Raw genomic sequence first — 23,445 nt, forward strand, 5'->3', positions numbered from 1 at the left:
GACTCGAGTCGTTGTGCCGTCAGGACTCGAGCCTGCGGTCCAGCGCGATCCTGAATCAGTCCGATTCGTGAATCGTCATTTGCTTTCGACTTATTAAAAGTTCTAACAAAATGAGTATCAGGGGGCTGATAACCCGGCGCACGCATTGTCAACCGCTTCGTTGTTTCGCTGACGAGGGGGCAATGGCAAAACCGTTACTCGATGACCAATTGTGGTCACTCATCCAACCATTGCTGCCACCACCGAAGCCACGCCGCACGCGACACCCGGGGCGCAAGCCGCTCGACGATCGCGCCGTGCTCACCGGCATCCTGTTCGTGCTGCAATCCGGTATTCCCTGGGAGATGCTTCCGCAGGAAATGGGATGTGGCTCGGGCATGAGTTGCTGGCGCAGACTGCGCGACTGGCAACAGGCAGGCGCCTGGGACCGGCTGCACGAGGTGCTGCTGGCGAAACTTCGAGCGGCCGATCGCATCGACTGGTCGCGCGTGGTCATCGATTCATCCTCCATTCGCGCAGTGGGATCAGGTCAAAAACAGGACCCAATCCCACCGATCGGGCACGACCCGGTTCAAAGCACCGCCTCGTTACCGAAGCGCAGGGCATCCCGCTCGCGCTGATTCTCACGTGCGCCAACCGCAACGACGTCACTCAACCGCCGCCTCTGATCGGGGCCATTCCACCCATTCGCGGCGAGCGGGGACGGCCGCAGTCAAAGCCCGTCATCGTGCAAGCCGATCGCGGCCACGGCCACGGCAAATATCGCAAGCCTCTGCACGCTGCCGGTATCGCCACGCAGATCGCTCGCCGTGGGGGGCCTCGCGGCAGCGGCCTTGGCAAGACTCGCTGGGTCGTCGAGCGTACCTTTGCATGGCTGCACAACTTCAGGCGGCAGCGCATCCGGTTCGAACGCCTCGCGGCAATCCACGAAGCGTTCGTGAACATCGCCGCCTGCATCATTTGCCGGCGACAACTTCAAACATCATTCTGTTAGAGATGCTTAGGCATTCAGCGACTTCGGGACGATAGACGGGACGGTCTCGGGACACCCTCGGGATGCCGAGGGAAGCACGCACACTCCCCTCGCAAAGCCCTACGTCCCCAGGCAACCACGCTTGCGCAGCAAGCTCGCGGCGTTTTTGAACGTCTTGAGACCCACGATCTTCGTATCGCCGAGTTGCGTACGGCACATCAATTCGTCGGCGACAGGATGAGCCACAATCACGCCCGACTCGTCATGCTTCTTGATGTATCGCATGACAGCGCGAGCCTCCACGGATGCCCCATGCTCGCGCACGATATCTGGCCAATGCTCGACAAGCCGCAACTGCCAAGCGACCGAAACGGTTGATTGTTGAACCGAGCGAATTTCGGTCATATCCGCCGCCGATGGGTTTTGTAACACATCCCGATCTGCCGATGTGCCGGACGACTTCGAACAGTTCTCAGCCAATATGCCAGGTAACTTCGTGCCAAGCGATGCGATCCAGGTTTTCGCGTCGCCTATACGGACGACAATCCGATCGTGCGAACACATCGCGTCGCAAGACAAAGCCGTCTCGTCGAGCTTGGTCCACCATTCGAGATCGTTGGCGGATATAGGCATCACCGTGATCGATTCGCGGGCAATCACGCGCAGCAAATCGATCGGGCGCTGCTTGTAATGCTTCTGCGCCGTGGCACTTGGCTTGTGGCCCGTGATTTGTGCGACGACGCCCGCAGGACACTCGATCCACTCGGTAAGCGTCGAGAACGAGCGGCGCAGCCCATGCAGGGTGAGCCCTTCGAGATGCGCTGCCCGCAAGACAATGCGATGCCGATCGTCGGGAGCTTGCAAGCGGCCGGATTCCGACTTGACTCTGCTAAAGACCCATTCATTGCGGCGAGGTAATGCATCCAGCAACGATCCCACATACGGCGTCAGAGGAATCGTTCGATCGCCGTCCACCTTGTCCCACAGGATCAACGTGTTCCAGCGGAAGTCCAAATCGGTCCATTTGAGTTCGCTCATTTCTTCGCGGCGTGCTCCCGTGAGAAGCAACGCCTGCAGGTATGCGGATACGATAGGGTTTGCAATCCGACGCACGCCGTCGAACCATGGAGCCAGTTGTTCTCGCTGGAGGCAATCGGATTTCGCACGAATCTTTGGGACGTTCTGACGCACCTTGCGTGTACGGCATACGTGTTCCGGCACAAGTCCCGGCCATTCATGTTGTTCGCCACACCAGTTCACGCATGCGCGCAGCAATCGAAATGCGAGCGAAGCTTGGGTCGGTCGGCTTTCCGTCTCGCGCTTTAGCCACTCGGCAATCACGTCTGCGGTCAAGTCCGGCAACGGCACATCAAGTAGACTCGATAGTGCGCCGCCAACGCGAGGTTGCTTGCGTCCGCGCTTTCTCATTTCGCCGCCACGATGAGACACCTTCTCATGATCCGCAACATGATGGTCGCTCCAGCGGGAACGATTCGCTTCGATATAGCTCTTCCATGCAGTATCCAGCGTGGCCTGACGGCGCCGCGACTCGACTCGCCGTGCCTGCGTAACCGCGATAGCCGTAGCCTTTTCGACGCGCGGGTCTTTACCCTCATCGATGAGTTTCTGAAGTTCGCGCGCTTTCTGGCGAGCGCCATCGATATCCCATGTGCGAGCGTCGCCGATTGTGGTGCGAACCGTGTTGCCCGCGATGCGACCTTGGAAGACATAAGACACGCTGCCAGCGGTGGCGCGCAGCCCAAGGCCCGGCGCACCCGAGTCCCACATAAAGAATTGCTTGGCATCGGGAGGGCAGCGAAAGTCGCGCACGCGCCCGGCGGTGAAGTTGATACGAGCCAAGTTTGTGTCACTTCTGCGTAAGCGGTTTGAGTAAAAGGGGGCAATTGCATGACAGTGATCCCCATTTCCCCAATACCACTAACCCATTGATAACCTTGCACTATCACCGTCTTCCGCAACATCGAGACATGCAGATCAACGGCAACACGCGGGGACGTCGTATCGTGTCGGGCGACCGCCGGGCGGGTCGCCCGCGCGCTGACTCGCTCTTCGCACATATCTCGATCCGGCACCGGCCGGCAGGACGGTTTCCCTCCATTCGTTTCACCTAGAGGATGCACATGCAATCACGTTTCGAAGGTATCTGGCTTCCGATCGTCACGCCGTTCCACGCGGGCGAAATCGACCATCCGGCACTCGCGCGCCTCGCTCGGCACTACGCGGGCGAAGGGATCGCGGGCTTCGTCGCCGGTGCGACGACGGGTGAAGGCGCACTCCTCAACGCCGGCGAGCAGGAAGCGATTTTCGCAACGCTGCGCGACGCCGCGCCGACGCTACCGATCGTGCTCGGCATCAACGGGAGCGCAACGCGCGCGGTCGCCGAGCGCGCGCGCGAACTCGCGGCACTGCGCCCGGACGGGCTGCTCGCCACGCCGCCCGTCTACGTTCGGCCGTCGCAAGCGGGCGTGCGGCGGCACATCGAGGCGATCGTCGAAGCGGCGGATCTGCCCGTACTCATCTACAACATTCCGTACCGGACCGGCGTGAACGTCGAGCTCGACACGTTGCAGGCGCTGTCGCGCGATGTGCGCGTCGTCGGCGTGAAGGAATGCGGCGGGACGATCGAACGGATGCTGCGGCTCGTGCACGAAACGCCGCTGCGCATCCTCTCCGGCGACGACAGCCAGAATTTCGCGGCGCTGTGCGCGGGCGCGCACGGCGCGATCACGAGCGCCGCGCACGTGCTGCCCGCGTGGCACGTGCGCGTGCACGCGCTGCTGCGCGAAGGCAGGCTCGACGACGCGCGACGGATCGCGGTCGCGCTGCAAACGCTCATCGCCGATCTATTCGCGGAACCGAATCCCGCGCCCGTGAAGGCGCTGCTCGCCGCGCAAGGCTGGTGTGACAACGAGCTGCGACTGCCGTTCCTGCCGGTGAGCGACGCGCTCGCAGCGCGGCTGGCCGCGCATTGGGAAGCGCTGCGGCAGAGCGAGACGGCCGACGCTTGAGCGGTTTGAGCGGTTTGAGCGGTTTGAGCGGTTTGAGCGGTTCGTGCGGTTCGTGCGGTTCGTGCGGTTCGTGCGGTTCGTGCGGAAGGCAACGCGTCGATCGGTGGCTTGTATGTGATGCGGCGGCGGTTCGAATCCGTCGATTCGAGCGTCGCTTTCTAGAGTGACGCGTCGTCTCGTCGTTCATCTTTTCGACTCATCATCGACTCGACAATAGTTCGCTTTGTCGCATCGGAGCTTCGGAGCTTCGGAGCTTCGGAGCTTCGGAGCTTCGGCGTTTCGGCGTTTCGGCGTTTCGGCGTTTCGGAACGTCAGCGTATCGACACGCGGGCGTGTCGGCGTTTCATTACATGGCCGTGCTTGCGGAACCGAGAACACGGAAGCCGGCCGCCAGCGGCGCGCGCCGCAACGGCCCGCCACTCGCCACTCGCCACTCGCCACTCGTCGCTCGTCGCTCGTCGCTCGTCGCTGCCGTTGCCGTTGCCGTTGCCGTTGCCGCCAACGCCAACGCCAACGCCATGCAGCCTATTCGGAACCGCCCTGCTCGGAACCGCCGCACCGCACCTCGCGAAGAAACGTCGCGACAAGCTCCGCCACCCACCGCTCGCGCTCGCGATGCGGCACGTGCCGCGCGCCCGGCACGATCTCGATCCGCGCCGGCCCGGCGACCAAGCGCGCGATCGTCTCCGGATGAAGATTCGAGCCGTATTCGTCGTCGCTGCCGTGGATCGCGAGCGTCGGGCACGTCACCTGCGGCAAGGCATCTTCGAGCGACCAGCCGGCGAACCCCGGCGACAGCCACGTATCGATCCAGGCGTCGAGCACCCAGCGCGCCTTGTCGCCGTGATACGCGCGCAGACGCTCGAACGCGTCGCGCTGCTTGAACTGCTCGCGCGCGTCGGCGACGCCGGCGCGCGTCCTGTCTTCGACGAACGCCTGCGCGGATTCGGTGACGAGCGCTTCGCACGCCGACGGATACGCGGCCGCGCAATGCACCGCCATGCCGCCGCCCACGCTATGGCCGAGCGCGACGAAACGATCGAAGCCGAGCTGCTCGCGCAGCATCGGAAAGAACCGCCGCGCCGCGTCGCGCACGAAGCTCGCGTCGAGCGTGTCCGTGCGCGGATCGGACTGCCCGAAGCCGAGCCGATCGTACGCGATCACCTGCCGGCCCGTGCATTCGGCGAGCGCTTGCGGAAACGTTCGCCACAGGCGAACGCAGCCGAGCGAATCGTGGAACAGCACGATGGGTGGCGGAACACCGTCGTGCGCGTGCGCGCGTTGCGGCGCGGCCCAGCATCGCACGAACAGGCTCCCCCGCCCGGTATCGACCCGGCGATCTTCCGTCGCGTGTCGCCGCTCGTCCATGTTCCGTCACTGACCGAGCAGATGCCGCAACAGGCCCGCCGACACGATGCCGACGAGCACGGTCGGCAGGATCGACAAGCGGGTTGCCGCGAGCAGCGTGATCGCCAGCGCGAGCAAGTTGGCCGGCTTGTCCGACACGAACGCCGGCGCGATCACCGACACCAGCACGCATCCCGGCACATTTTCCATCACCGCCAGCATCCGCGGGCTCAGCGTGCGATTGCGCAGCACGACGTAGCCGAGAATCCGGCTCAGGTAGGTGGACGAGGCCATCAGCACGATCGTCAGCAACGTGGACACGTCGATCATGACCGCTCCCCGCAGACGACGGCGGCGACGAGCCCGGCGAGCGCGCCCGCCGCGACGTACCACGCGCCCGGCACGAGCAGATAGGTCACCGCGGCGACGACGAGACTGACGAGCCACGGACGGCTCGCGCGCGCGCCTTTCCACATGCCCCGCAGCAGCACCAGGAATACCGCGGTGAACGCCATGTCGAAGCCGTATCGCTCGACGTCTCCGATCGTCGGCCCCAGCGCCGCGCCGAGCGCGGTGCACGAGATCCAGGTCAGATACAGCCCGGCCGACACGCCGAGGTAATACGGCAGGCTCACGCGGCCGCGCGCCTGCCGCCGCGCGTCGTCGAGCGCCATCGCCCAGCTTTCGTCGCACATGAAGAAGAGCGCCGGAAAGGTCTGCTTGCGCGACAGATGCCGCAGATACGGCGCGAACGCCGCGCCCATCAGGATATGCCGGCAGTTGACGAGGAACGACATCGCGACGATGAGCAAGATGTGCGGCGGCGACGTCCACAGCCGGATCGCCGTGAATTCGGAACCGCCGCCGAAATTCAGGCCGGTCAGGAGCGGCACTTCGACGATGCTCAGGCCCTTTTGCGCCGCCTGCGCGCCCAGCACGAGCGCGAACGGAACGAAGCCGAGCATCACGGGCAGCGATGCGCGCAGGCCGCGCCACGCTTCGGATCTTGCAGTGGATTCCTCGGAAATGACGGTTGATGTTGGCAGACTGTTCATGAAACCTCCTTCGAGGCAATATTGTCTGCCAAATTCGATGAAATTGGGTTGCGTTGTTGCTATATCCTGATGTCGAATTGGTACGAACCACCTATTTTCAATACTTTTCTGGAATTGAATTCCAATGAAACTTGACGCCATCGATCGACGCATCCTGCAAGCCCTGCAACGCGACGGCCGGCTGCAAAACGTCGAGCTCGCGAAAGAGGTTGGCCTGTCGCCTTCGCCGTGCCTGAGGAGAGTCCGGCTGCTCGAGGAGGACGGCGTGATCGAGCGATACGTCGCGGTGCTCAACCCCGCGAAAGTCGGCCGCGGATTGACCGTGTTCACGCGCGTCTGGCTGAAGGAGCAGGACGCGGGCTCCGTCGATCACTTCGCCGAGGCGGTCCGGCAACTGCCGCAGGTCGTCGAGTGCCATCTGATGGCGGGCGACTGCGATTTCCTGCTGCGCGTCGTCGCCGCCGACATCGACGACTATCGGCAGTTCCAGATGCATCATCTGACGCGAATCAAGGGCGTGCAGAGCGTGAAGACCGAGATTCCGCTGCAGAAGGTGAAGCTGACGTCGGAGGTGCCGGTTTGACGGCGTGAAGGTTCGGCGGCCCGGGCATTCGAGGGCGCGCGCGATCGCCGCGCGACTCGACCGGCTGCGCGGCCAGGCGCGCCGCAAGACGCCGCACCGCACAGCGTCGCACCGCGCCGTGCGTCCGCGGCCGCCGCGCCGCCCGCGCGCCGCCGCCGGCCGCCCGAAAGCCAATCGTCATAATATGGCGGTCGCAAACGATTCACGTAACCGACGCATCGTTTCCTCATACTTGCGGACGTTCAAGACTCGCGATCTTCCAGGAGACACGCCGATGCGCCAGCGTCTCGCCGCTCTCGCCGCATTCGCCGGCGCACTGTGCGTCGCGCCGCTCGTCGCCGCTTGCAGCGACGAGGCTTCGCACGCCCGCGCGGAATCGCACGCGGACGCATCGCCGGCATCGCCGCAGGGCGGCGCCGCGAACGCGTTCAACGGCAACGCGACGGCGGCCGGCAACGCAGGCGCGAGCGCGCCGCTTGCGACGCCCGTGATCCACTACCCGCCCGAGGACGACGCCGACGATGCATCCGGCGCGACGGCGGCCTCCGCGCGGCCCGCATCGCATCCTGGCTGATCGCTTTTTGCCGCGCCTTCTTCCCCGCAGAGCCAAAGGTGAAAACATGACGTCAGAAAGCCGCCGCCGTTTCCTGCATACCGTTGCGCAATCCGCGAGCGCCGCCGCCGCGCTCACCGTGTTTCCCGAATCGATTCGCCGCGCGCTCGCGATTCCCGCCGCGTCGCGCACGGGCACGATCCGCGATGTCGAGCACGTCGTCGTGTTCATGCAGGAAAACCGTTCGTTCGATCATTACTTCGGACACCTGCGCGGCGTGCGCGGCTACAACGACCGCTTTCCGATCCCGCTGCCGAACGGCAAGCCGGTCTGGTATCAGCCGTCGAAGGCCGATCCGGGCAAGCCCGTGCTGCCGTTTCGCCTGAACACGCTGACGACGAGCGCGCAATGCATCGGCGATCTCGATCACTCGTGGTACAAGACGCACGCCGCGATCGACGGCGGCCGCTACGACCAGTGGCCCGCGAACAAGACCGACATGACGATGGGCTATCACGTGCGCGAGGACATCCCGTTCCACTACGCGCTCGCCGATGCGTTCACCGTCTGCGACAACTACTTCTGCTCGCTGCCCGGCCCGACGCATCCGAACCGCTCGTATCTGATGACGGGCACGGTCGACCCGACGGGCAAGTACGGCGGCCCGCTGCTCGACAACAACGATTACGTCGACGGCGACGTGCCGCCGAAGTACGACCTGCTCACGTGGACCACGTATCCCGAGCGCCTCGAGGCGAACGGCATTTCGTGGCAGATCTATCAGCAGGGCACGACGGGCGCCGATCCGCTGAACGGCAACTACGGCACGAACGTCCTGCAGAACTTCGCGAACTTCATCAACGCGAAGCCGGGCTCGTCGCTGTATCAGCGCGCGCAGACGGCGCGCACGCTCGACGACCTGAAAGCCGACGTGCTCGCGAACAAACTGCCGCAGGTGTCGTGGCTGCTGCCGCCCGCCGCGTTCTCCGAGCACCCGAAATACACGCCCGCGTACGGCGCGAACTACACGTCGCAGATTCTCGACGCGCTGACGTCGAACCCCGACGTATGGCGCAAGACCGTGCTCTTCATCATGTACGACGAAAACGACGGCTTCTTCGATCACGTCGTGCCGCCGCAGCCGGCGACGACGCGCGCGCAGGGCCTGTCCACCATCACCGTCGACGGCGAGATCCACGACGTCGTGAACCCGGGCCGCGGCGGCAGCTACACGGCCGACGGCCTGCCGTACGGCCTCGGCCCGCGCGTGCCGATGACGATCGTGTCGCCGTGGACGAAGGGCGGCTTCGTGTGCTCGCAGGTGTTCGATCACACGTCGGTGATCCGCTTCATCGCCGCGCGCTTCGGCATCGACGAGCCGAACATCACGCCGTGGCGCCGCGCGGTGTGCGGCGATCTCACGTCCGCGTTCGATTTCCGCACGCCGGACGCGACGCTGCCGCCGCTGCCCGACACCAGCAACTATCGGTCGATCGCCGATCGGCTGTGCTCGACGAAGCCCGCGCCGACGGTGCCCGCCGCGCCGAGCCCCGTCGATCCGCAGGAGCCCGGCGTGCGCCCGGCGCGCGCGCTGCCGTACGAACTGCACGTGAACGCGTCGGTGCAAGGCGGCGCGCGCCTGCGAATCGAGTTCGCGAACCGCGGCGAGCAAGGCGCGCACTTCTACGTGTACGCAGCGAATCGCAGCGACGGCCCGTGGCGCTACACGGTCGGCGCGCACGGCTCGCTGCACGACGAATTCGATCTCGCGGCTACGGACGGCGCGTATGCGTTCTCGGTGTACGGCCCGAACGGCTTCGCGCGCGCGTTCGAAGGCGCCGCCGCCGCCGAGGGCCACGGGCGGCACGCGGCCGCGCATCCGGAAGTGAAGGCGGGCTACGACGTCGCGAACGGCAATCTGTATCTGAAGCTGAAGAATCACGGCGGCCGGAGCGTGCAGCTCACGCTGACCGACAATGCGTACGGCGCGTCGCCGCGCCGCATCACGCTGCGCGGCGGCGACGAACGAGTCGAGCAATGGGCGCTCGCGGCGAGCCATCACTGGTACGACGTGACGGTGTCCGACGGCGCGACGGGCAAGTTCGTGCGCCGCTTCGCGGGCCATGTCGAGAACGGCAAGACGAGTTATTCCGATCCGGCGGCGATCGCGCCCGTCACGGCCTGACGCACGATCGGAATGCGGGCGGCGGCGCGCGCGGCGTGCGCCGCCGCTCGGTCGGCGCGGATCGATGCGCAATCGAAAGCGCATGCGCGCCGCGACGAAGCGGAAAGTGCCGTTTTGTCGGCGCACGAGCCCGACAAGCACGACGCCTTCGGCTGGTTCGAGCTCGACGATCTTCCGCAGCCGCTCACGCACGCGGTGCGCGGTCGCCGTCTAGCCGTGCGCGCAGACAGCCTGAAGCGCGGAAAGAAAAGAAAAACGCTCGACGAAACGCGCTCGACGGCTTCAAGCCGCCGTCACGAGCGGCTCAGGCGCGTTCGCGCCGAACTCCGGCGCGTCGTCGCGAAACCTGAGCGGCGCCGCGCAATGCACGAGCGTATCGACGAGATACTTCGCGCGCGGCCACGGCCCGTAACCCGCCGCGGTATTGATGTGCCCGGCGTCGCCGAGATTGACGAACGCGCTGCCGAGCCGGTGCGCGAACTCGCGCGCGTCGGCGAGCGTCATCCACGGGTCGCTCTCGCTGCCGATCACGATCGACGGCACGGTGAGGCGGCGCGCGTCGAAGTCGCCCGCGAACGCGAACTTGCGCGGATTCGCCGGCGCGACGAACAGCACGCCGACGACCTCAGCCGCCGGCGCATCCGCGGCCGATGCGTGCTGCGCGAGCGCATGCGCGGTCGCGAGGCAGCCGAAGCTGTGCGCGGCGAGCACGAACGGCCCGCGCTCGCGCGCGAGCAGATCGCGCGCTTTCTGCGCCCAGCGCGCGAGATGCGGCGCGTCCCAGTCGTCCTGCTCGACGCGCAGCGCGCGCGCGAACTGTCTCTCGAGCCAGGTCTGCCAGTGCGCGCCTTCGCTGCCGTGCAGGCCGGGCACCGTGACGAGCCGCGGTGGCCACGTCGATTTGCTGCATGAGCGCATGTGTCCCTCGCGGAGCTAGGAGCCTGGCGTCGATTGTCACGTGCGCGCCGCGCGCGGCGAACCAATATTTTGTGCTTTGCATTTCCGCGCATCACGACGCGACGCGCGGCAAAACCGTAGAATGAGAGCTTCCTTCAAGGAGACGATGCATGTCCGCCACGCCGCGCGGCGCGTTGCGCCCGTTTCACCTCGCCTTTCCGGTCACGAGCCTCGCGCACGCGCGCCGCTTCTACGGCGGCCTGCTCGGCTGCCCGGAAGGCCGCAGCTCCGATCGCTGGGTCGATTTCGATTTCTTCGGACATCAGCTCGTCGCGCACCTCGCGCCCGACGAGACGGGCCGCTCGGCTGTCAACCCGGTCGACGGCGACGACGTGCCGGTGCGCCATTTCGGCGTCGTGCTGTCGATGGACGAGTGGCGCGCGCTCGCCGACGCGCTGACGGCGGCCGGCACGTCATTCGTGATCGAGCCGCACGTCCGCTTCAAGGGCGAAGTCGGCGAGCAGGCGACGATGTTTTTCCTCGATCCGTGCGGCAACGCGCTGGAATTCAAGGCGTTCGCCGACATCGGCCAGTTGTTCGCGAAGTAGACGCATGCGCATCCTGTTCTATACGCCGCATCGGGACGCGCCGGACTGGAAGCGCGACATCGAGCGCGCGCTGCCCGGCGCGCAGTTGCGCGCATGGACGCCCGGCGACGACGCGCCCGCCGACTACGCGCTCGTCTGGCGCGCGCCGCGCGAGTTCTTCGCGCCGCGCGCGGATCTGAAGGCGGTGTTCAATCTCGGCGCGGGCGTCGACGCGGTGCTCGCGCTCGAGCGCGCGCATCCGGGCCTGCTGCCGCCCGACGTGCCGCTCGTGCGCCTCGAGGACGCCGGGATGGCGCGCCAGATGGTCGAATACGCGACGCATGCGGCGCTGCGCTATCTGCGCCGCTTCGACGAATACGCGCTGTTGCAGCGCGAACGCCGCTGGCAGGTGCTCGAGCCGCATCCGCGCGAATCGTTCGTCGTCGGCGTGCTCGGGCTCGGCGCGTTGGGCGCCGGCGTCGCGCGCGCGCTCGCGGCGCTCGGCTTGCCGGTGCGCGGCTACAGCCGCACGCCGAAGGCACTCGACGGCATCGCGACGTTCGCGGGCGCCGCCCAGCTCGACGCGTTCCTTTCCGGCGTCAAGCTGCTCGTGAACCTGCTGCCGAGCACGTCGGACACCGACGGCATCCTGAACACGCACGCGTTCTCGAAGCTCGCGCACGGCGCGTACCTCGTGAACATCGCGCGCGGCGCGCATCTCGTCGAAGCCGATCTGCTCGACGCGCTCGCGAGCGGCCGCATCGCCGCGGCAACGCTCGACGTGTTCGCGGCCGAGCCGCTGCCGGACGATCATCCGTTCTGGCGCGAGCCGCGCATCGCGATCACGCCGCACTGCTCGGCGGATACGCTGCGCGCGCAGGCGGTCGAGCAAATCGCCGCGAAGATCGGCGCGCTCGAGCGCGGCGAGCCGATCGGCGGCATCGTCGACCGCGCGCGCGGCTATTGACCGCGGCCCGCGAGCGCGCGCCGCAGAGCCGCAGAGCCGCAGAGCCGCATGCCACGATACATTCATCAGAAGACAGGAACCAGGAGACTCGGATGACGCTCCCCCAATCCGTGAAGATCGTCGAAGTCGGCCCGCGCGACGGGCTGCAGAACGAGCAGGCGTTCGTGCCCACCGACGTCAAGATCGAGCTCGTGAACCGGCTGTCGCGCGCGGGCTTTCGCAACATCGAGGCGGCGTCGTTCGTGTCGCCGAAATGGGTGCCGCAGATGGCCGACGGCGCCGACGTGATGGCCGACATCGAGCGCCGCGCGGGCACGATCTACTCGGCGCTCACGCCGAACCTGAAGGGCTTCGAGAACGCGCTCGCCGCGCGCGCCGACGAAGTCGTGATCTTCGGCGCGGCGAGCGAAGCGTTCTCGCAGCGCAACATCAACTGCAGCATCGCCGAGAGCATCGCGCGCTTTGCGCCCGTCGCGCGCGCGGCGAAGGACGCGGGCGTGCGGTTGCGCGCGAGCGTGTCGTGCGCGCTCGGCTGCCCGTATCAGGGCGACGTGCCCGTCGAGGCGGTCGTCGACGTCGTCGAGCGCCTCGCCGCGCTCGGCTGCGACGAGATCGACATCGCCGACACGATCGGCGTCGGCACGCCGGGCCGCACGCGCGCGGTGCTCGACGCGGTCGCGAAGGTGTTTCCGCGCGAGCGGCTGTCGGGCCACTTCCACGACACGTACGGGCAAGCGCTCGCGAACATCTACGCGGCGCTCATCGAGGGCATCGCGATCTTCCACGCGTCAGTCGCGGGCCTCGGCGGCTGCCCGTACGCGAAGGGCGCGACCGGCAACGTCGCGACGGAGGACGTGCTGTACATGATGCGCGGGCTGAACGTCGACACGGGCGTCGATCTCGATCAGGTCGTCGCCGCCGGCGATTTCATCTCGACCGCGATCGGCCGCGCGAACGTGTCGCGCGCGGGCCGCGCGCTGCTCGCGAAGCGGCGCGCGGCCGCCGAACCGCCCGCCTGCGCGTGAGCCGCGCGGCACCCATTCGAAACATCACACGAGGATACGAAGCGCTCCCATCATGGCTATCTCCGCCCCCATCGACAAGCTTCCCGATTCCGCTCGACGCGTTGCATTGCTGCTGCGCGAGCGCGGCCATGCGAAGGGCATCGTGATGCTCGAGGAAACCGGCAAGACCTCGGCCGAAGCCGCCGCGGGCCTCGGCTGCTCGGTCGCACAGATCGCGAAGTCGATCCTGTTTCGACGCCGCGCGGACGGCGCGCCCGTGCTCGTCGTCGCGAGCGGCGCGAACCGCGTCGACGAGAAGAAGGTCGCCGCGCAGGTCGGCGAAGTCGGCCGCGCGGACGCGAAGTTCGTGCGCGACAACACCGGCTACGCGATCGGCGGCGTGTGTCCGATCGGCCATCTCGTCGAGCCCGTCACGCTGATCGATCGCGACCTGCTCGAGCTCGACAGCCTGTGGGCGGCGGCGGGCCATCCGCATGCGGTGTTCAACCTGTCGCCGCGGGAACTCGTGTCGCTGACGGGCGCGCCCATCGCCGACGTCGCGCAACGCAGCGACGCATGAGCGGCGTGACGAAGATCGACGGCGCAGCGCGGTTCGACGATGCGCCGGGCGCGGCCGGCGGGGGCGACAGGCCCCACGGGGTCAGCGGGGGCGACGGGAGCGCGGCCGCAGCGAGCATGGCAACCACGGCGCCCGTCGCGAGCGTGCCGTCGCCGTGCACGAACGTTTGCAGAATCGATGCGAGAACCGGCTGGTGCGAAGGATGCCGCCGCACGCGCGACGAAATCGCCGGCTGGCGCAAGTTCGACGACGACGCGAAGCGCGCGGTGCTCGCGCGGCTGGCGGCGAGGCGCACGGCCAGTGCGTGACGCGGCCGGCGCGCAGCCGCATGCGCGCGACGAAAAAAAAGCCGTTCGCCCAAACTGGCGAACGGCATGCGCAATGAGAATTCTGTGGACGTGATCAACGTCACTGCGCATCATACGAGCGCCCTCGCTGCACCGCATCAGGAGTTTCCCTACAACTTACTTGCGCGTGTCGGAATGTCGCAGCCCGCATTCGCACTCCTCGCATCCGCATTCGCACGCGGCGCTCAACCGCGCGCCGCGACGCGTCGCGACGGCACGATCCGCCAGCCGAGATTCACCCCCGCCGCGGCGAGCAGGATCAGCGCCGCGCCGAACATCTGGCTCCACGCGAGCGTCTGCCCGAACGCAATCCGATCGACGACGATCGCGACGACCGGATAGACGAACGACAGCGCGCCAATCATCGCGGTCGGCAGCTTCTGGATCGCGCCGTAGAGCAGCACGTACATGATCCCCGTGTTGACGACGCCCAGCGCGACGAGATCGAGCCACTGGCCCGCCGTCGCGGGCAGCGCGTCGTAGTGGACGAACGGCGCGAGCGCGAGCACGCCGACGCCCGTCTGGAACAGCGCGAGCAGATGCGGCGGCGTGCCCTTCAGACGCTTCGTGACGATCGACGACACCGCGTACAGAAACGCCGCGCCGAGCGCGAGCGCGACGCCGTCGAGATACTGGCCGGGCACCGCGAGCACCGCCGGCACGACGCGCACGACGAGCGCGAGCCCGCCGAACGCAATCGCGAGCCACGCGACGACCGACGCGCTGAGCCGCTCGCGGAACACGATCGCGCCGAGCGCGACGAGCATGAACGGCTGCGTGTTGTAGACGGCCGTCGCCATCGAAATCGACGCGCGCGAATACGCGGCGAACAGCAGCACCCAGTTCGCGACGATCGCGACGCTGCCGATCGCGGCGAGCGCGACCGTGCGCCTGGTCAGCAGATCACGGCGCAGAAAGCCGAGCGCCGCGCAGATGATCAGCATCGTCGCGCCGCCGAACAGGCAGCGAAAGAACACGACGTTCATCAGATGCTGCTGCGACGACACGACGAGCCAGCCGATCGTCCCCGACATCAGCATCGCGACCACCATTTCGAGCGCGCCGCGGCGCGTTTCGTTCGAAGCCATGTCCGAAGCCATGAGAGTTCTCGCAAGAGGAAAGCCTGGCTTTGATTTTAGGGACTTGATTTGCGCATCTCCATCGCTAAACTGAGCGCAGAACGTCTTTCCACCTGTGAAAAGAAGGCTGTCATGCAAAAACGCCTTTCGACGCCGCAGCCGGCGGCGAGCATGCTCGATGTGATCGACCGCGAACTGCTGCGCGCGCTCGCCGACGATGCGCGCCAGCCCGTCAGCGAGCTCGCGCGGCGCGTCGGGCTGTCCGCACCGAGCACCGCCGACCGTCTGCGCCGGCTCGAAGCGCAGGGCGTGATCGCGCGCTTCACGGTCGAGCTCGATCCGCGCGCGCTCGGCTACACGCTGCAGGCGATCGTGCGCGTGAAGCCGCTGCCCGGCCAATTGCATCTCGTCGAGGAACTGTTGCGGCGTATTCCCGAGTTCGTCGAATGCGACAAGGTGACGGGCGACGACTGCTTCGTCTGCCGGCTGTACCTGCGCTCGATCGAGCAGCTCGACGGCATACTCGCGAAGGTGACCGAGCGCGCGGAGACGAGCACGGCGATCGTCAAGTCGACGCCCGTCGCACGACGATTGCCGCCGCTTGCGATCGAAGAGGATTGACGCGTGCGGCGCGCACGCGAAGCGCGGCGAAGCCGCGCCATGTGAAGCCGGCGCGGCGGCGCTGCAAGAGGCGAGCAACCCAAACGCCCGGCTCGCGCAAGCAAAGCCGCATGCCGGGCTAAGGGCCGGCTCGCGGCAACGCCGGCCGACGCCGCGAGCATGTCGCGCTTCGCGGCTGCAACGCACCCGCAACGCCCCCCGACGCGCCGCATCGCGCCACGCCCGCAGCCCGACGCACGCTGCACGCTGCACGCACGCCGCGAGCGATTCGCCATCGTCGCCTCCGACTGCCGCAGCCCGAGCAGGTCACGCCACTTCGCGCGCCTCGAAGAACGACAGGATCTCGTCGATCAGCGCGATGGGCGCTTCTTCCGGAATGTAATGCCCGCACGCGAGCGCACGGCCGCTCACGTCGCGCGCGACGCGCCGCCATTCGTCGAGCGGATCGAAGCAGCGCGCGACGACGCCGCGCTCGCCCCACAACACGCGCAGCGGGCACGCGAGCTTGCGGCCGCGCTCGATGTCCGCGCGATCGTGGTCGAGGTCGATCGTCGCCGACGCGCGATAGTCCTCGCACATCGCATGCACCGCGCCCGGCTGGCGCAGCGCTTCGCGATACGCGTGCAGCGCCTGCGGCGCGAACGGCGCGAGGCCCGCCGAGCGATTGCCCATCACCGCCTCGACGTACGCGTCCGGATGGCCGCCGATCAGCGTCTCCGGCAGCGGCTCCGGCTGGATCAGGAAGAACCAGTGGAAGTACGCGGTCGCGAACGCGCGATCGGTGCGCTCGTACATCGCGAGCGTCGGCGCGATGTCGAGGAGCAGCATCCGCTCGACCGCGTCCGGATGATCGAGCGCCATCCGATGCGCGACGCGCGCGCCGCGATCGTGCGCGCACACGTGGAAACGCGGAAAGCCGAAATGACGCATCACGGCCACCTGATCGGCCGCCATCGCACGCTTCGAATACGGCGCGTGCCGCGCGTCGCTCGCCGGCTTGCCCGACGCGCCATAGCCGCGCAGATCGGTGGCGATCACCGTGAAATGCCTGGCGAGCGTCGCGGCGACGCGATGCCAGATCATGTGCGTTTGCGGGTGCCCGTGCAGCAACAGAAGCGGCGGTCCCGCGCCTCCTTTGACGCCGAAGATGTCGACGTCTTGCGCCGTGACGCGAAACGGCGCGAACTCCTCAAACGACATGGTCTTGTTCTCTCGAATTGTTGTGCTCGTTATTGTAGGAGCGCGATCGTCGCGCCACTGCCGGCGCACCCTCGCAAAGCGTAGAAACAGAGCACTCATTCGACAGCGCCGCCGCGGCGCGTTCATCGAAGCCCGTCTATAATGGCACGACCGTTCGTATTAATTCGTTGCGAGCGCGCAGCCGGCACGACACTCACATAACATATCGACCGCGCAACGGGCGCCCGCGAGGGCGCCGCGACGCAACGAACTTCATGCATTCGCCGCGCTCGCGGCGACGATTCAGGAGACACCGCATGGCCCTGCCCGCCGTCCTGCAAAACCTCTCGCTGCCCGTCATCGCGTCGCCGATGTTCATCGTCAGCTATCCGGAACTCGTGCTCGCGCAATGCAAGGCCGGCATCGTCGGCTCGTTTCCCGCGCTCAACGCGCGCCCGGCCGAATTGCTCGACGAATGGCTCACGCAGCTCCAGGCGCAGCTCGCCGAGCACAAGGCCGCGAACCCGGACGCCGTGATCGGGCCGATCGCCGTGAACCAGATCGTCCACCAGTCGAACGCGCGGCTCGAGCACGACATCCGCGTGTGCGTCGAGCACAAGGTGCCGATCTTCATCACGAGCCTGCGCGCGCCGGCGCGCGAGATCGTCGACGCCGTGCACAGCTACGGCGGCATCGTGCTGCACGACGTGATCAACCTGCGGCATGCGCAAAAGGCGCTCGAGGCGGGCGTCGACGGCCTGATCCTCGTCGCGGCGGGCGCGGGCGGCCACGCGGGCACGACGTCGCCGTTCGCGCTCGTCGGCGAAGTGCGCAAGGTCTTCGACGGCCCGCTCGTGCTGTCCGGCTCGATCGCGAACGGCGGCTCGATCCTCGCCGCGCAGGCGATGGGCGCCGATCTCGCGTATATGGGCACGCGCTTCATCGCGACGCAGGAAGCGCACGCGGTCGACGCGTACAAGCACGCGATCCTCGACGCGAAATCGGCCGACATCATCTACACGAACCTCTTCACCGGCGTGCACGGCAACTACATCCGCGAGAGCATCGTGAACGCGGGCCTCGATCCGGACGCGCTGCCCGAATCCGACAAGACGAAGATGAATTTCGGCGGCGACAAGGCAAAGGCGTGGAAGGACATCTGGGGCGCGGGGCAAGGCGTCGGGCTGATGGACGACGTTCCGTCCGTGGCCGAACTCGTCGCGCGGCTCAAGCGTGAATACGACGACGCGAAGGCGCGGCTCGGGATTCGCGCGTAACGCGCGCCCCTCGCGGCAAGCGGTGCGCGTCGCCTCGATCGGTCACTCGATCGGTCCCTCAGTCGGTCAAGACGCGTGCGCGCCGCGCACGCTGCGTTCGATGCGCGATGCGTCTCGCACCGCGTCTACGCCAATCGAATCGATGCGAACCGATTCGGCCCGGTGCCGACGACGCATGCCCGAAAGCGAAAACAAGAAGCGGTAAACAACAAAAACAAAACCCTCGCTTCGCGAGGGTTCGTCTTCAGTCTGAGCGCGGACCAGCCGGTCCGCGTTTTTTTGTCGATGCGCGCCGCGCGATGCGATGCGCGTTATCCGAGCCGCTTCATCCGCGGCATCGCGAGCTGCCGCAGCCGCTCGTCGATCGACGGACACAGCGACTGGCCCGCAAAGCGGTCCGCGAGGAAATCGACGAACGAGCGCACCTTCGCCGACACGTGCCGCCGGCTCGCGTACACGGCGTAGATCGGCAGCTCGCGCGGCGGCACCGCGTCGAGCAGGAGCGGCACGAGACGGCCGGACTCGATGTCCTCGCCCACCACTTCGGTGCCGAGAAGGCCGATGCCCGCGCCGCTCAGCACCGCGACGCGCAACCCTTCGAGATGGTTGACGATCACGTTGCCCGACAGCGGCACGCGCGACGCGGCCGCGACGTCGGTGATCGCCGCGTCGAGCAGCGTCTCGTTCGACTCGCGGCGAATGAAGCTGTGATGCTGAAGATCGGCGATCGTCGCCGGCGTGCCGTGCTTCGCGAGATAGTCGGGCGACGCGACGAGCAGAATGTGCGCGGTCGCGATCTGCCGCGCGACGAGCGACGACGACTTCATGCCGGCGGGCGCGGCGCGCACCGCGACGTCGTAGCCTTCGTCGATCAGCTCGACGACGCGATCGGACAGCGTGATCTCGACCGTCACGTCGGAGTAGCGCTGCGCGTACGACGTCACCGCGTCCATCACGTGCCGCAGCCCGAACGCGGACAGCGACGTCACGCGCAGCCGCCCTTGCGGCACGACGCTCGCGGCGCCCACCGCCTGTCCGGCCTCGTCGAGTTCGGTGAGCGCCTGCACGAGCCGCTCGTAATATTCGCGCCCCGCCTCCGTCGGCGCAACGCGGCGCGTCGTGCGATGCAGAAGACGTGCACCGAGCTGGTGCTCGAGATGCATCACATGCTTGCTCGCCATCGCCGCCGACATTTCCATGCGCTCGGCCGCGCCGACGAAGCTGCCGACTTCGACGACATAGCGAAACACATTCATGCTGACGAGGGTATCCATCCAAAATGCTCGCAATCGAGGGGAATTATGCAATCGCAAGCAACTGTAACAAAGCTGGTGAATTGAAAACGTCAAAAAAGGCAAAACGGCGCCGTTTAATGTGACGCTGCTCACTTTTTCGTACATCGACCGGGCGGCGCGCGCCCGGCTTGCGATTCTTTAGAACTTCGCACGAATTCCCGCGCCGAACGTGTCGCCGCTCGACATGCCCGAGTAACGATCGTTCATGTACGCCGCATATACGTCGGTGCGCTTCGACAGCGGATAGTCGTAGCCGAGCGCCCACGTGCGACGCGTCTGATCGAGCCCGCCCGAATCGCGCGAATACGCGTACGACGCGAGCGCGCTGCCCGGCCCGAGCGGCACCGACACGCCGCCTTGCGCGGTGTTCACGTGCCAACTGGCGGCGCTTTGCTCGTTCTTCGTATACATGTATTGCGCGTAGATCTTCGCGACCTTGAAATCGTACGACAGGCCGACCTGCGCGACGCCCTGGCTCTTCATGCCGGCGACGAGCGCGCCGAGATCGCCCGGGCCGCCGTTGAAATTCACGTATTGATAGATGGCCGTCGCGGCGAACGGACCGTTCGAATAGTTCAGTTGGCCGCTCCACTTCTTCGAGCGGTTGTCGCCCGCCGTGTTGCCGAACGCGTACATCGCGGCCGCGTTGAAGCCGCCGAAGGTCGGGCTCGTGTAGTCGATCGCGTTGTTCCAGCCCGAATCGCCGACGACGCCCTGATCGGTCGTGTACGTCGGGAACGTGCCGAGGCCGAGGAACACGTGGTAGACCATCGGCGAGAACACGTACGAATCGACGAACGGATTGAAGAGGATCGTCGAGATGAAGAGTTCCGTCGTGAGGCGCCCGGCGCGCACCGTGCCGTACGGCGTCGAGAGCCCGACATACGCGTTGCGGCCGAAGAACGTGTCGCCGTCGAAGCGGCCGTAGCGCCCGTTCTGCGCGCGGAAGAAATCCTCGAGCGTGAAGATCGCCTGATAGCCGCCGCCGAGATCCTCGGTGCCGCGCAGCCCCCAGTACGACGTCGACATCCCGCCGCCCTGCACGCCCCACGCGCGCTGCCCGCCGGGGAATTTCTGCGCGCCGATCCATTCGTCGACCTGTCCGTAGAGTTGAACGCTCGACTGCGCGCGAACGCCCGACGCGCCCGCGGCCAACGCCGCGACGGCGGCGCACGCGAAAGTGGTTTTCAGCGCGCGGCTGACGGATGACTTCATGAGATCTCCAGAGGGTCGTCTAACGGAAGCGAGGCGAACGGACGCGCGACGTCCGGAAGGCGCGGCGCCGTTCGCGGGCGTCGCCATCTTCCCGAGCCATTTTTCCGGTCAAAAAAGGAGGGACTTATTGCGGATATAGCGTCAGCGTTAACTTCCCGGCGATTTGTCGGGCGTGACCGGCGGGCTTTCCGGTTTCAAGCTGACGAACGGCTTTCCTGTGCGCGCCGATCGTGCGTCGGCGGCAAGGTCGGGCGGCGATTCGAACCGCGAGAAAATGCCGGCTTGCGCGCGTCGTCCTCGCAACGAGGCGCGAAAGATAGCGTAACCAGCGAAATGCACGGAAGGATTTCGCGCGAGTGTCGCGAATTTGCATCAATCGGCGGCGCATGCGCCGGCCGGCGCTCGCTCAGTTGCGGTAGAACGGCGCGAAGAACGGCAGATGCGGCGCTTCGTCCTGGCGCGGGGCTGGCGCGGGACGGCCGCCGCGCTCTTCGTTGTAGCGCGCGACGTCGGCGCGGATCGAGCCGGCACGCATCGGCACGTTCGCCGAGCCGGGCGCGTGCGGCGCCTGGCGCGCCTCGGCGCTGATCGGCCGGTACGGGCTTTGCGCCGCGTAGCGGCCATAGGAAGGCGTCGGACGCAGCCCCCAGCGCTGACGGTAGCCGTTCACGCCGATCCGCGCCTCGCCGCCGTGCGGCGCCGGCAGGTAGCCGGGCGCGCCGCGCCAGCCGCCCGCGCCGCCCGCCGCGTAGTGCGAGCCGCCGCGACCGCCGCCGAAGCCGGGCCCACCGCCATGCGGCGGCTGCGCGAAGGCGAGCGCCGCCGCGAGCGCGCACATCGCGCCCGCCGCCCATCGCCCGATCTTCCGTAATGCCCGTTCCGTCGTCATGATTGGTCTACCGCTTGCTTTTCTGCTCGCGCGCGCACCCGAATCGCGCGCGCAAGCCTTTCAGCGGTAATTTATTGGCGAGGCGAAAGTGTGTCGAGCGCAAAAGTGTTAGACCAAAGGCATCGGTGTAACACCGTGTTACTGCACGGCTTTCAGGGATTCCGCGTACTTTTTTGGACGTCGCGCGCCGCCTGTTTTCGACCGTTTTGGCCGTAAGGTTGCGATGCACCCGCAGCGCGCATCGGCATGCATTCGAATCATTAATCAATTCTTCGAATGAATTTGCCTATTCAATTGCCGACCGCGAGAATATCAGGCTGACAACCGCCGCGCCGCCCGCGAGCCGCGGCGCTTCCACCGCATTCGATCGAGACCCGAAATGGCGCGCTCCCGCTTCATTCCCGACAATTTCACGCTCGCGCTCGTCGGCACAGTCGTGCTCGCGAGCTTCCTGCCGTGCCGCGGCGAGGCCGCGCACGCGTTCAACTGGGCGACCAATATCGCGGTCGGCCTGCTCTTCTTCCTGCACGGCGCGAAGCTGTCGCGCGAGGCGATCATCGCGGGCGCGACGCACTGGCGGCTGCACGCCGTCGTGCTGCTCTGCACGTTCGCGCTCTTCCCGCTCCTCGGCCTCGCGCTCAAGCCGGTGCTCACGCCGCTCGTCACGCCCGCGCTCTACGCCGGCGTGCTGTTCCTCTGCACGCTGCCGTCCACCGTGCAGTCGTCGATCGCGTTCACGTCGATCGCGAAGGGCAATGTGCCCGCCGCCGTCTGCTCGGCGTCCGCGTCGAGCCTGCTCGGCATCTTCGTCACGCCCGCGCTCGTCGGCGTGATGGTGTCGACGCAGGGCACGGGCGCGACGGCATCGCCGTGGAGCACGATCGGCGCGATCGTGATGCAGCTCCTCGTGCCGTTCATCGCCGGGCAGTTGCTGCGGCCGGTGATCGGCCGCTGGATCGAGCGCAATCGCGGCGTGCTGCGCTTCGTCGATCAGGGCTCGATCCTGCTCGTCGTCTACGTCGCGTTCAGCGAAGCGGTCAACGAAGGCCTCTGGCACCAAATTCCGCCGACCGCGCTCGCGGGGCTCGTCGTCGTCAACGTCGTGCTGCTCGCGGTCGCACTCGCGGTCACGACCATCGTCAGCAAGCGGCTCGGCTTCAATCGCGCGGACCAGATCACGATCATCTTCTGCGGCTCGAAGAAGAGCCTCGCGGCCGGCGTGCCGATGGCGAAAGTGATCTTCGCCGCGCACGCGGTCGGCGCGGTGGTGCTGCCGCTCATGCTGTTCCATCAGATCCAGCTGATGACCTGCGCGGCGCTCGCGCAGCGCTGGGGCGCACGCGACACGAGCCGCGAGCGGCAGGCCGACAACGCGCACGGCGGCGGGGCGCTCGGCGCGCGCGCGGGCGCGACGAAGCACTGACGCGCGACGCGATGCGGCACTGACGCGCCGCGAAACGCTGCGCGCGACGCGACGCGGCGCGACGACTCGCCTCGGCCGCGCCGTGTTCGCCTCGCCTCGCAGAGCGCGCTTGCACGCTCCACGCTTGCGCGGCTTCCCGGCAGCGCGACCTCCCGATTTCCCGGCTTCGCCGACTCGCCGGTTTCGTCCGCTGCGCGTGCTCCGGCCCGCCATCGTGCGCTCCGCGGCGATGCACGGCGCGCCGGGCTCCCCGGTTCGCCGATTGATTCGCGCATCTGATTCGCGCATCGCCGCATTCGCGCGCCGCAACGCCCGCGACGCCACACCGAAACGACCGGCAGGCATCCTTCGCCCAATCAC

The 23,445-nt window shown here is 67.0% G+C and carries 23 protein-coding genes and 1 pseudogene; 14 read left to right on the top strand and 10 right to left on the bottom strand.

Annotation, left to right across the window (positions count from 1 at the left end; translation table 11 throughout):
- Nucleotides 1-182 precede the first annotated feature (182 nt).
- A protein-coding gene (locus WS78_RS18095) for an IS5 family transposase (protein ID WP_156437532.1) occupies nucleotides 183-994 on the top strand; the annotation gives its coding sequence in 2 pieces (ribosomal slippage) (nucleotides 183-531 and nucleotides 531-994; 813 coding nt in all).
- Nucleotides 995-1,093: 99 nt separating this feature from the next.
- Here WS78_RS18095 and WS78_RS18100 read toward each other — a convergent pair.
- Complete coding sequence (locus WS78_RS18100) at nucleotides 1,094-2,833, bottom strand: tyrosine-type recombinase/integrase (protein ID WP_226377166.1); 1,740 nt, start codon at nucleotides 2,831-2,833, stop codon at nucleotides 1,094-1,096.
- A 281-nt stretch (nucleotides 2,834-3,114) separates the two neighbouring features.
- Between WS78_RS18100 and dapA the strand changes: the two genes are divergently transcribed.
- On the top strand, nucleotides 3,115-4,002 hold the full coding sequence (gene dapA / locus WS78_RS18105; RefSeq protein WP_197419453.1) for a 4-hydroxy-tetrahydrodipicolinate synthase: 888 nt from the start codon (nucleotides 3,115-3,117) through the stop codon (nucleotides 4,000-4,002).
- A gap of 525 nt (nucleotides 4,003-4,527) precedes the next feature.
- Here dapA and WS78_RS18110 read toward each other — a convergent pair.
- The 3 genes from WS78_RS18110 to WS78_RS18120 are packed head-to-tail and all read right to left on the bottom strand — an operon-like array spanning nucleotide 4,528 to nucleotide 6,404.
- A complete protein-coding gene (locus tag WS78_RS18110) occupies nucleotides 4,528-5,370 on the bottom strand; it encodes an alpha/beta fold hydrolase (RefSeq protein ID WP_059578377.1) in 843 nt (280 codons plus the stop codon).
- Nucleotides 5,371-5,376: 6 nt separating this feature from the next.
- Complete coding sequence (locus tag WS78_RS18115) at nucleotides 5,377-5,679, bottom strand: AzlD family protein (RefSeq protein WP_038748276.1); 303 nt, start codon at nucleotides 5,677-5,679, stop codon at nucleotides 5,377-5,379.
- Complete coding sequence (locus tag WS78_RS18120) at nucleotides 5,676-6,404, bottom strand: AzlC family ABC transporter permease (RefSeq protein WP_059578374.1); 729 nt, start codon at nucleotides 6,402-6,404, stop codon at nucleotides 5,676-5,678. The genes WS78_RS18115 and WS78_RS18120 overlap by 4 nt, the downstream gene beginning before the upstream one ends.
- Before the next feature lie 124 nt (nucleotides 6,405-6,528).
- Between WS78_RS18120 and WS78_RS18125 the strand changes: the two genes are divergently transcribed.
- From WS78_RS18125 to WS78_RS36015, 4 genes and pseudogenes are all read left to right on the top strand, one after another.
- Nucleotides 6,529-6,987: an Lrp/AsnC family transcriptional regulator gene (locus tag WS78_RS18125; protein ID WP_038748280.1), complete on the top strand. Its 459-nt coding sequence runs from the start codon at nucleotides 6,529-6,531 to the stop codon at nucleotides 6,985-6,987.
- Between the two features lie 274 nt (nucleotides 6,988-7,261).
- On the top strand, nucleotides 7,262-7,561 hold the full coding sequence (locus WS78_RS18130; RefSeq protein ID WP_038748281.1) for a hypothetical protein: 300 nt from the start codon (nucleotides 7,262-7,264) through the stop codon (nucleotides 7,559-7,561).
- Between the two features lie 46 nt (nucleotides 7,562-7,607).
- Entirely contained in the window at nucleotides 7,608-9,725 is a 2,118-nt protein-coding gene (locus WS78_RS18135) for a phosphocholine-specific phospholipase C (protein ID WP_059578370.1), read from the top strand.
- A 126-nt stretch (nucleotides 9,726-9,851) separates the two neighbouring features.
- Nucleotides 9,852-9,926, top strand: a pseudogene (locus tag WS78_RS36015) (ADP-ribose pyrophosphatase); the annotation flags it as partial.
- Between the two features lie 81 nt (nucleotides 9,927-10,007).
- Here WS78_RS36015 and WS78_RS18140 read toward each other — a convergent pair.
- On the bottom strand, nucleotides 10,008-10,643 hold the full coding sequence (locus tag WS78_RS18140; protein ID WP_038748286.1) for an RBBP9/YdeN family alpha/beta hydrolase: 636 nt from the start codon (nucleotides 10,641-10,643) through the stop codon (nucleotides 10,008-10,010).
- A 149-nt stretch (nucleotides 10,644-10,792) separates the two neighbouring features.
- On the opposite strand from WS78_RS18140, the gene WS78_RS18145 reads away from it, so the two are divergent.
- The 5 genes from WS78_RS18145 (at nucleotide 10,793) to WS78_RS18165 (ending at nucleotide 14,068) form a co-directional block, all read left to right on the top strand.
- Entirely contained in the window at nucleotides 10,793-11,230 is a 438-nt protein-coding gene (locus WS78_RS18145; RefSeq protein ID WP_038748288.1) for a VOC family protein, read from the top strand.
- 4 nt (nucleotides 11,231-11,234) lie between these two features.
- A complete protein-coding gene (locus WS78_RS18150; protein WP_059578365.1) occupies nucleotides 11,235-12,176 on the top strand; it encodes a 2-hydroxyacid dehydrogenase in 942 nt (313 codons plus the stop codon).
- Nucleotides 12,177-12,268: 92 nt separating this feature from the next.
- Entirely contained in the window at nucleotides 12,269-13,201 is a 933-nt protein-coding gene (locus WS78_RS18155; RefSeq protein ID WP_038748291.1) for a hydroxymethylglutaryl-CoA lyase, read from the top strand.
- 52 nt (nucleotides 13,202-13,253) lie between these two features.
- Nucleotides 13,254-13,760: a YbaK/EbsC family protein gene (locus WS78_RS18160; protein WP_059578362.1), complete on the top strand. Its 507-nt coding sequence runs from the start codon at nucleotides 13,254-13,256 to the stop codon at nucleotides 13,758-13,760.
- Entirely contained in the window at nucleotides 13,757-14,068 is a 312-nt protein-coding gene (locus WS78_RS18165) for a DUF1289 domain-containing protein (protein WP_059578359.1), read from the top strand. Before WS78_RS18160 ends, WS78_RS18165 begins: the two co-directional genes overlap by 4 nt.
- Nucleotides 14,069-14,292: 224 nt before the next feature.
- On the opposite strand, the gene WS78_RS18170 is transcribed toward WS78_RS18165, so the two are convergent.
- Nucleotides 14,293-15,207: a DMT family transporter gene (locus WS78_RS18170; protein WP_082717672.1), complete on the bottom strand. Its 915-nt coding sequence runs from the start codon at nucleotides 15,205-15,207 to the stop codon at nucleotides 14,293-14,295.
- A 111-nt stretch (nucleotides 15,208-15,318) separates the two neighbouring features.
- On the opposite strand from WS78_RS18170, the gene WS78_RS18175 reads away from it, so the two are divergent.
- Nucleotides 15,319-15,807, top strand: coding sequence for an Lrp/AsnC family transcriptional regulator (locus WS78_RS18175; protein WP_038748296.1), 489 nt, complete (start codon nucleotides 15,319-15,321; stop codon nucleotides 15,805-15,807).
- A 306-nt stretch (nucleotides 15,808-16,113) separates the two neighbouring features.
- Here the strand turns inward: WS78_RS18175 and WS78_RS18180 are convergent, their stop codons facing one another.
- Nucleotides 16,114-17,007: an alpha/beta fold hydrolase gene (locus tag WS78_RS18180; protein WP_038748297.1), complete on the bottom strand. Its 894-nt coding sequence runs from the start codon at nucleotides 17,005-17,007 to the stop codon at nucleotides 16,114-16,116.
- Between the two features lie 296 nt (nucleotides 17,008-17,303).
- On the opposite strand from WS78_RS18180, the gene WS78_RS18185 reads away from it, so the two are divergent.
- A complete protein-coding gene (locus WS78_RS18185) occupies nucleotides 17,304-18,263 on the top strand; it encodes an NAD(P)H-dependent flavin oxidoreductase (protein ID WP_038748300.1) in 960 nt (319 codons plus the stop codon).
- A gap of 311 nt (nucleotides 18,264-18,574) precedes the next feature.
- Here WS78_RS18185 and WS78_RS18190 read toward each other — a convergent pair whose 3' ends face one another.
- The 3 genes from WS78_RS18190 to WS78_RS37125 form a co-directional block, all read right to left on the bottom strand.
- Nucleotides 18,575-19,537, bottom strand: a complete 963-nt coding sequence (locus tag WS78_RS18190; protein ID WP_038748302.1) for a LysR family transcriptional regulator — start codon at nucleotides 19,535-19,537, stop codon at nucleotides 18,575-18,577.
- Between the two features lie 159 nt (nucleotides 19,538-19,696).
- Nucleotides 19,697-20,773 carry a porin gene (locus WS78_RS18195; RefSeq protein WP_038748304.1) on the bottom strand — a complete coding sequence of 359 codons (1,077 nt, stop codon included), beginning with the start codon at nucleotides 20,771-20,773 and terminating at the stop codon, nucleotides 19,697-19,699.
- 406 nt (nucleotides 20,774-21,179) lie between these two features.
- Nucleotides 21,180-21,662, bottom strand: coding sequence for a hypothetical protein (locus WS78_RS37125; protein ID WP_038748305.1), 483 nt, complete (start codon nucleotides 21,660-21,662; stop codon nucleotides 21,180-21,182).
- Nucleotides 21,663-22,041: 379 nt separating this feature from the next.
- Here WS78_RS37125 and WS78_RS18205 point away from each other — a divergent pair, with 379 nt between their 5' ends.
- Nucleotides 22,042-23,085, top strand: coding sequence for a bile acid:sodium symporter family protein (locus WS78_RS18205; RefSeq protein ID WP_038748307.1), 1,044 nt, complete (start codon nucleotides 22,042-22,044; stop codon nucleotides 23,083-23,085).
- The last annotated feature ends 360 nt before the right edge of the window (nucleotides 23,086-23,445 follow it).

This window comes from Burkholderia savannae, from assembly GCF_001524445.2.
GTDB lineage: Bacteria > Pseudomonadota > Gammaproteobacteria > Burkholderiales > Burkholderiaceae > Burkholderia > Burkholderia savannae.

Bases quoted from the DNA above. Each gene is read 5' to 3' on its own strand.
- dapA (WP_197419453.1), top strand. From the start codon at position 3,115: ATGCAATCACGTTTCGAAGGTATCTGGCTTCCGATCGTCACGCCGTTC.
- WS78_RS18140 (WP_038748286.1), bottom strand. From the start codon at position 10,643: ATGCGCTCATGCAGCAAATCGACGTGGCCACCGCGGCTCGTCACGGTG.
- WS78_RS18110 (WP_059578377.1), bottom strand. From the start codon at position 5,370: ATGGACGAGCGGCGACACGCGACGGAAGATCGCCGGGTCGATACCGGG.
- WS78_RS18130 (WP_038748281.1), top strand. From the start codon at position 7,262: ATGCGCCAGCGTCTCGCCGCTCTCGCCGCATTCGCCGGCGCACTGTGC.
- WS78_RS18125 (WP_038748280.1), top strand. From the start codon at position 6,529: ATGAAACTTGACGCCATCGATCGACGCATCCTGCAAGCCCTGCAACGC.
- WS78_RS37125 (WP_038748305.1), bottom strand. From the start codon at position 21,662: ATGACGACGGAACGGGCATTACGGAAGATCGGGCGATGGGCGGCGGGC.
- WS78_RS18205 (WP_038748307.1), top strand. From the start codon at position 22,042: ATGGCGCGCTCCCGCTTCATTCCCGACAATTTCACGCTCGCGCTCGTC.
- WS78_RS18160 (WP_059578362.1), top strand. From the start codon at position 13,254: ATGGCTATCTCCGCCCCCATCGACAAGCTTCCCGATTCCGCTCGACGC.
- WS78_RS18185 (WP_038748300.1), top strand. From the start codon at position 17,304: ATGGCCCTGCCCGCCGTCCTGCAAAACCTCTCGCTGCCCGTCATCGCG.
- WS78_RS18170 (WP_082717672.1), bottom strand. From the start codon at position 15,207: ATGGCTTCGGACATGGCTTCGAACGAAACGCGCCGCGGCGCGCTCGAA.
- WS78_RS18150 (WP_059578365.1), top strand. From the start codon at position 11,235: ATGCGCATCCTGTTCTATACGCCGCATCGGGACGCGCCGGACTGGAAG.
- WS78_RS18155 (WP_038748291.1), top strand. From the start codon at position 12,269: ATGACGCTCCCCCAATCCGTGAAGATCGTCGAAGTCGGCCCGCGCGAC.
- WS78_RS18145 (WP_038748288.1), top strand. From the start codon at position 10,793: ATGTCCGCCACGCCGCGCGGCGCGTTGCGCCCGTTTCACCTCGCCTTT.
- WS78_RS18195 (WP_038748304.1), bottom strand. From the start codon at position 20,773: ATGAAGTCATCCGTCAGCCGCGCGCTGAAAACCACTTTCGCGTGCGCC.
- WS78_RS18180 (WP_038748297.1), bottom strand. From the start codon at position 17,007: ATGTCGTTTGAGGAGTTCGCGCCGTTTCGCGTCACGGCGCAAGACGTC.
- WS78_RS18190 (WP_038748302.1), bottom strand. From the start codon at position 19,537: ATGGATACCCTCGTCAGCATGAATGTGTTTCGCTATGTCGTCGAAGTC.
- WS78_RS18120 (WP_059578374.1), bottom strand. From the start codon at position 6,404: ATGAACAGTCTGCCAACATCAACCGTCATTTCCGAGGAATCCACTGCA.
- WS78_RS18165 (WP_059578359.1), top strand. From the start codon at position 13,757: ATGAGCGGCGTGACGAAGATCGACGGCGCAGCGCGGTTCGACGATGCG.
- WS78_RS18115 (WP_038748276.1), bottom strand. From the start codon at position 5,679: ATGATCGACGTGTCCACGTTGCTGACGATCGTGCTGATGGCCTCGTCC.
- WS78_RS18175 (WP_038748296.1), top strand. From the start codon at position 15,319: ATGCAAAAACGCCTTTCGACGCCGCAGCCGGCGGCGAGCATGCTCGAT.
- WS78_RS18135 (WP_059578370.1), top strand. From the start codon at position 7,608: ATGACGTCAGAAAGCCGCCGCCGTTTCCTGCATACCGTTGCGCAATCC.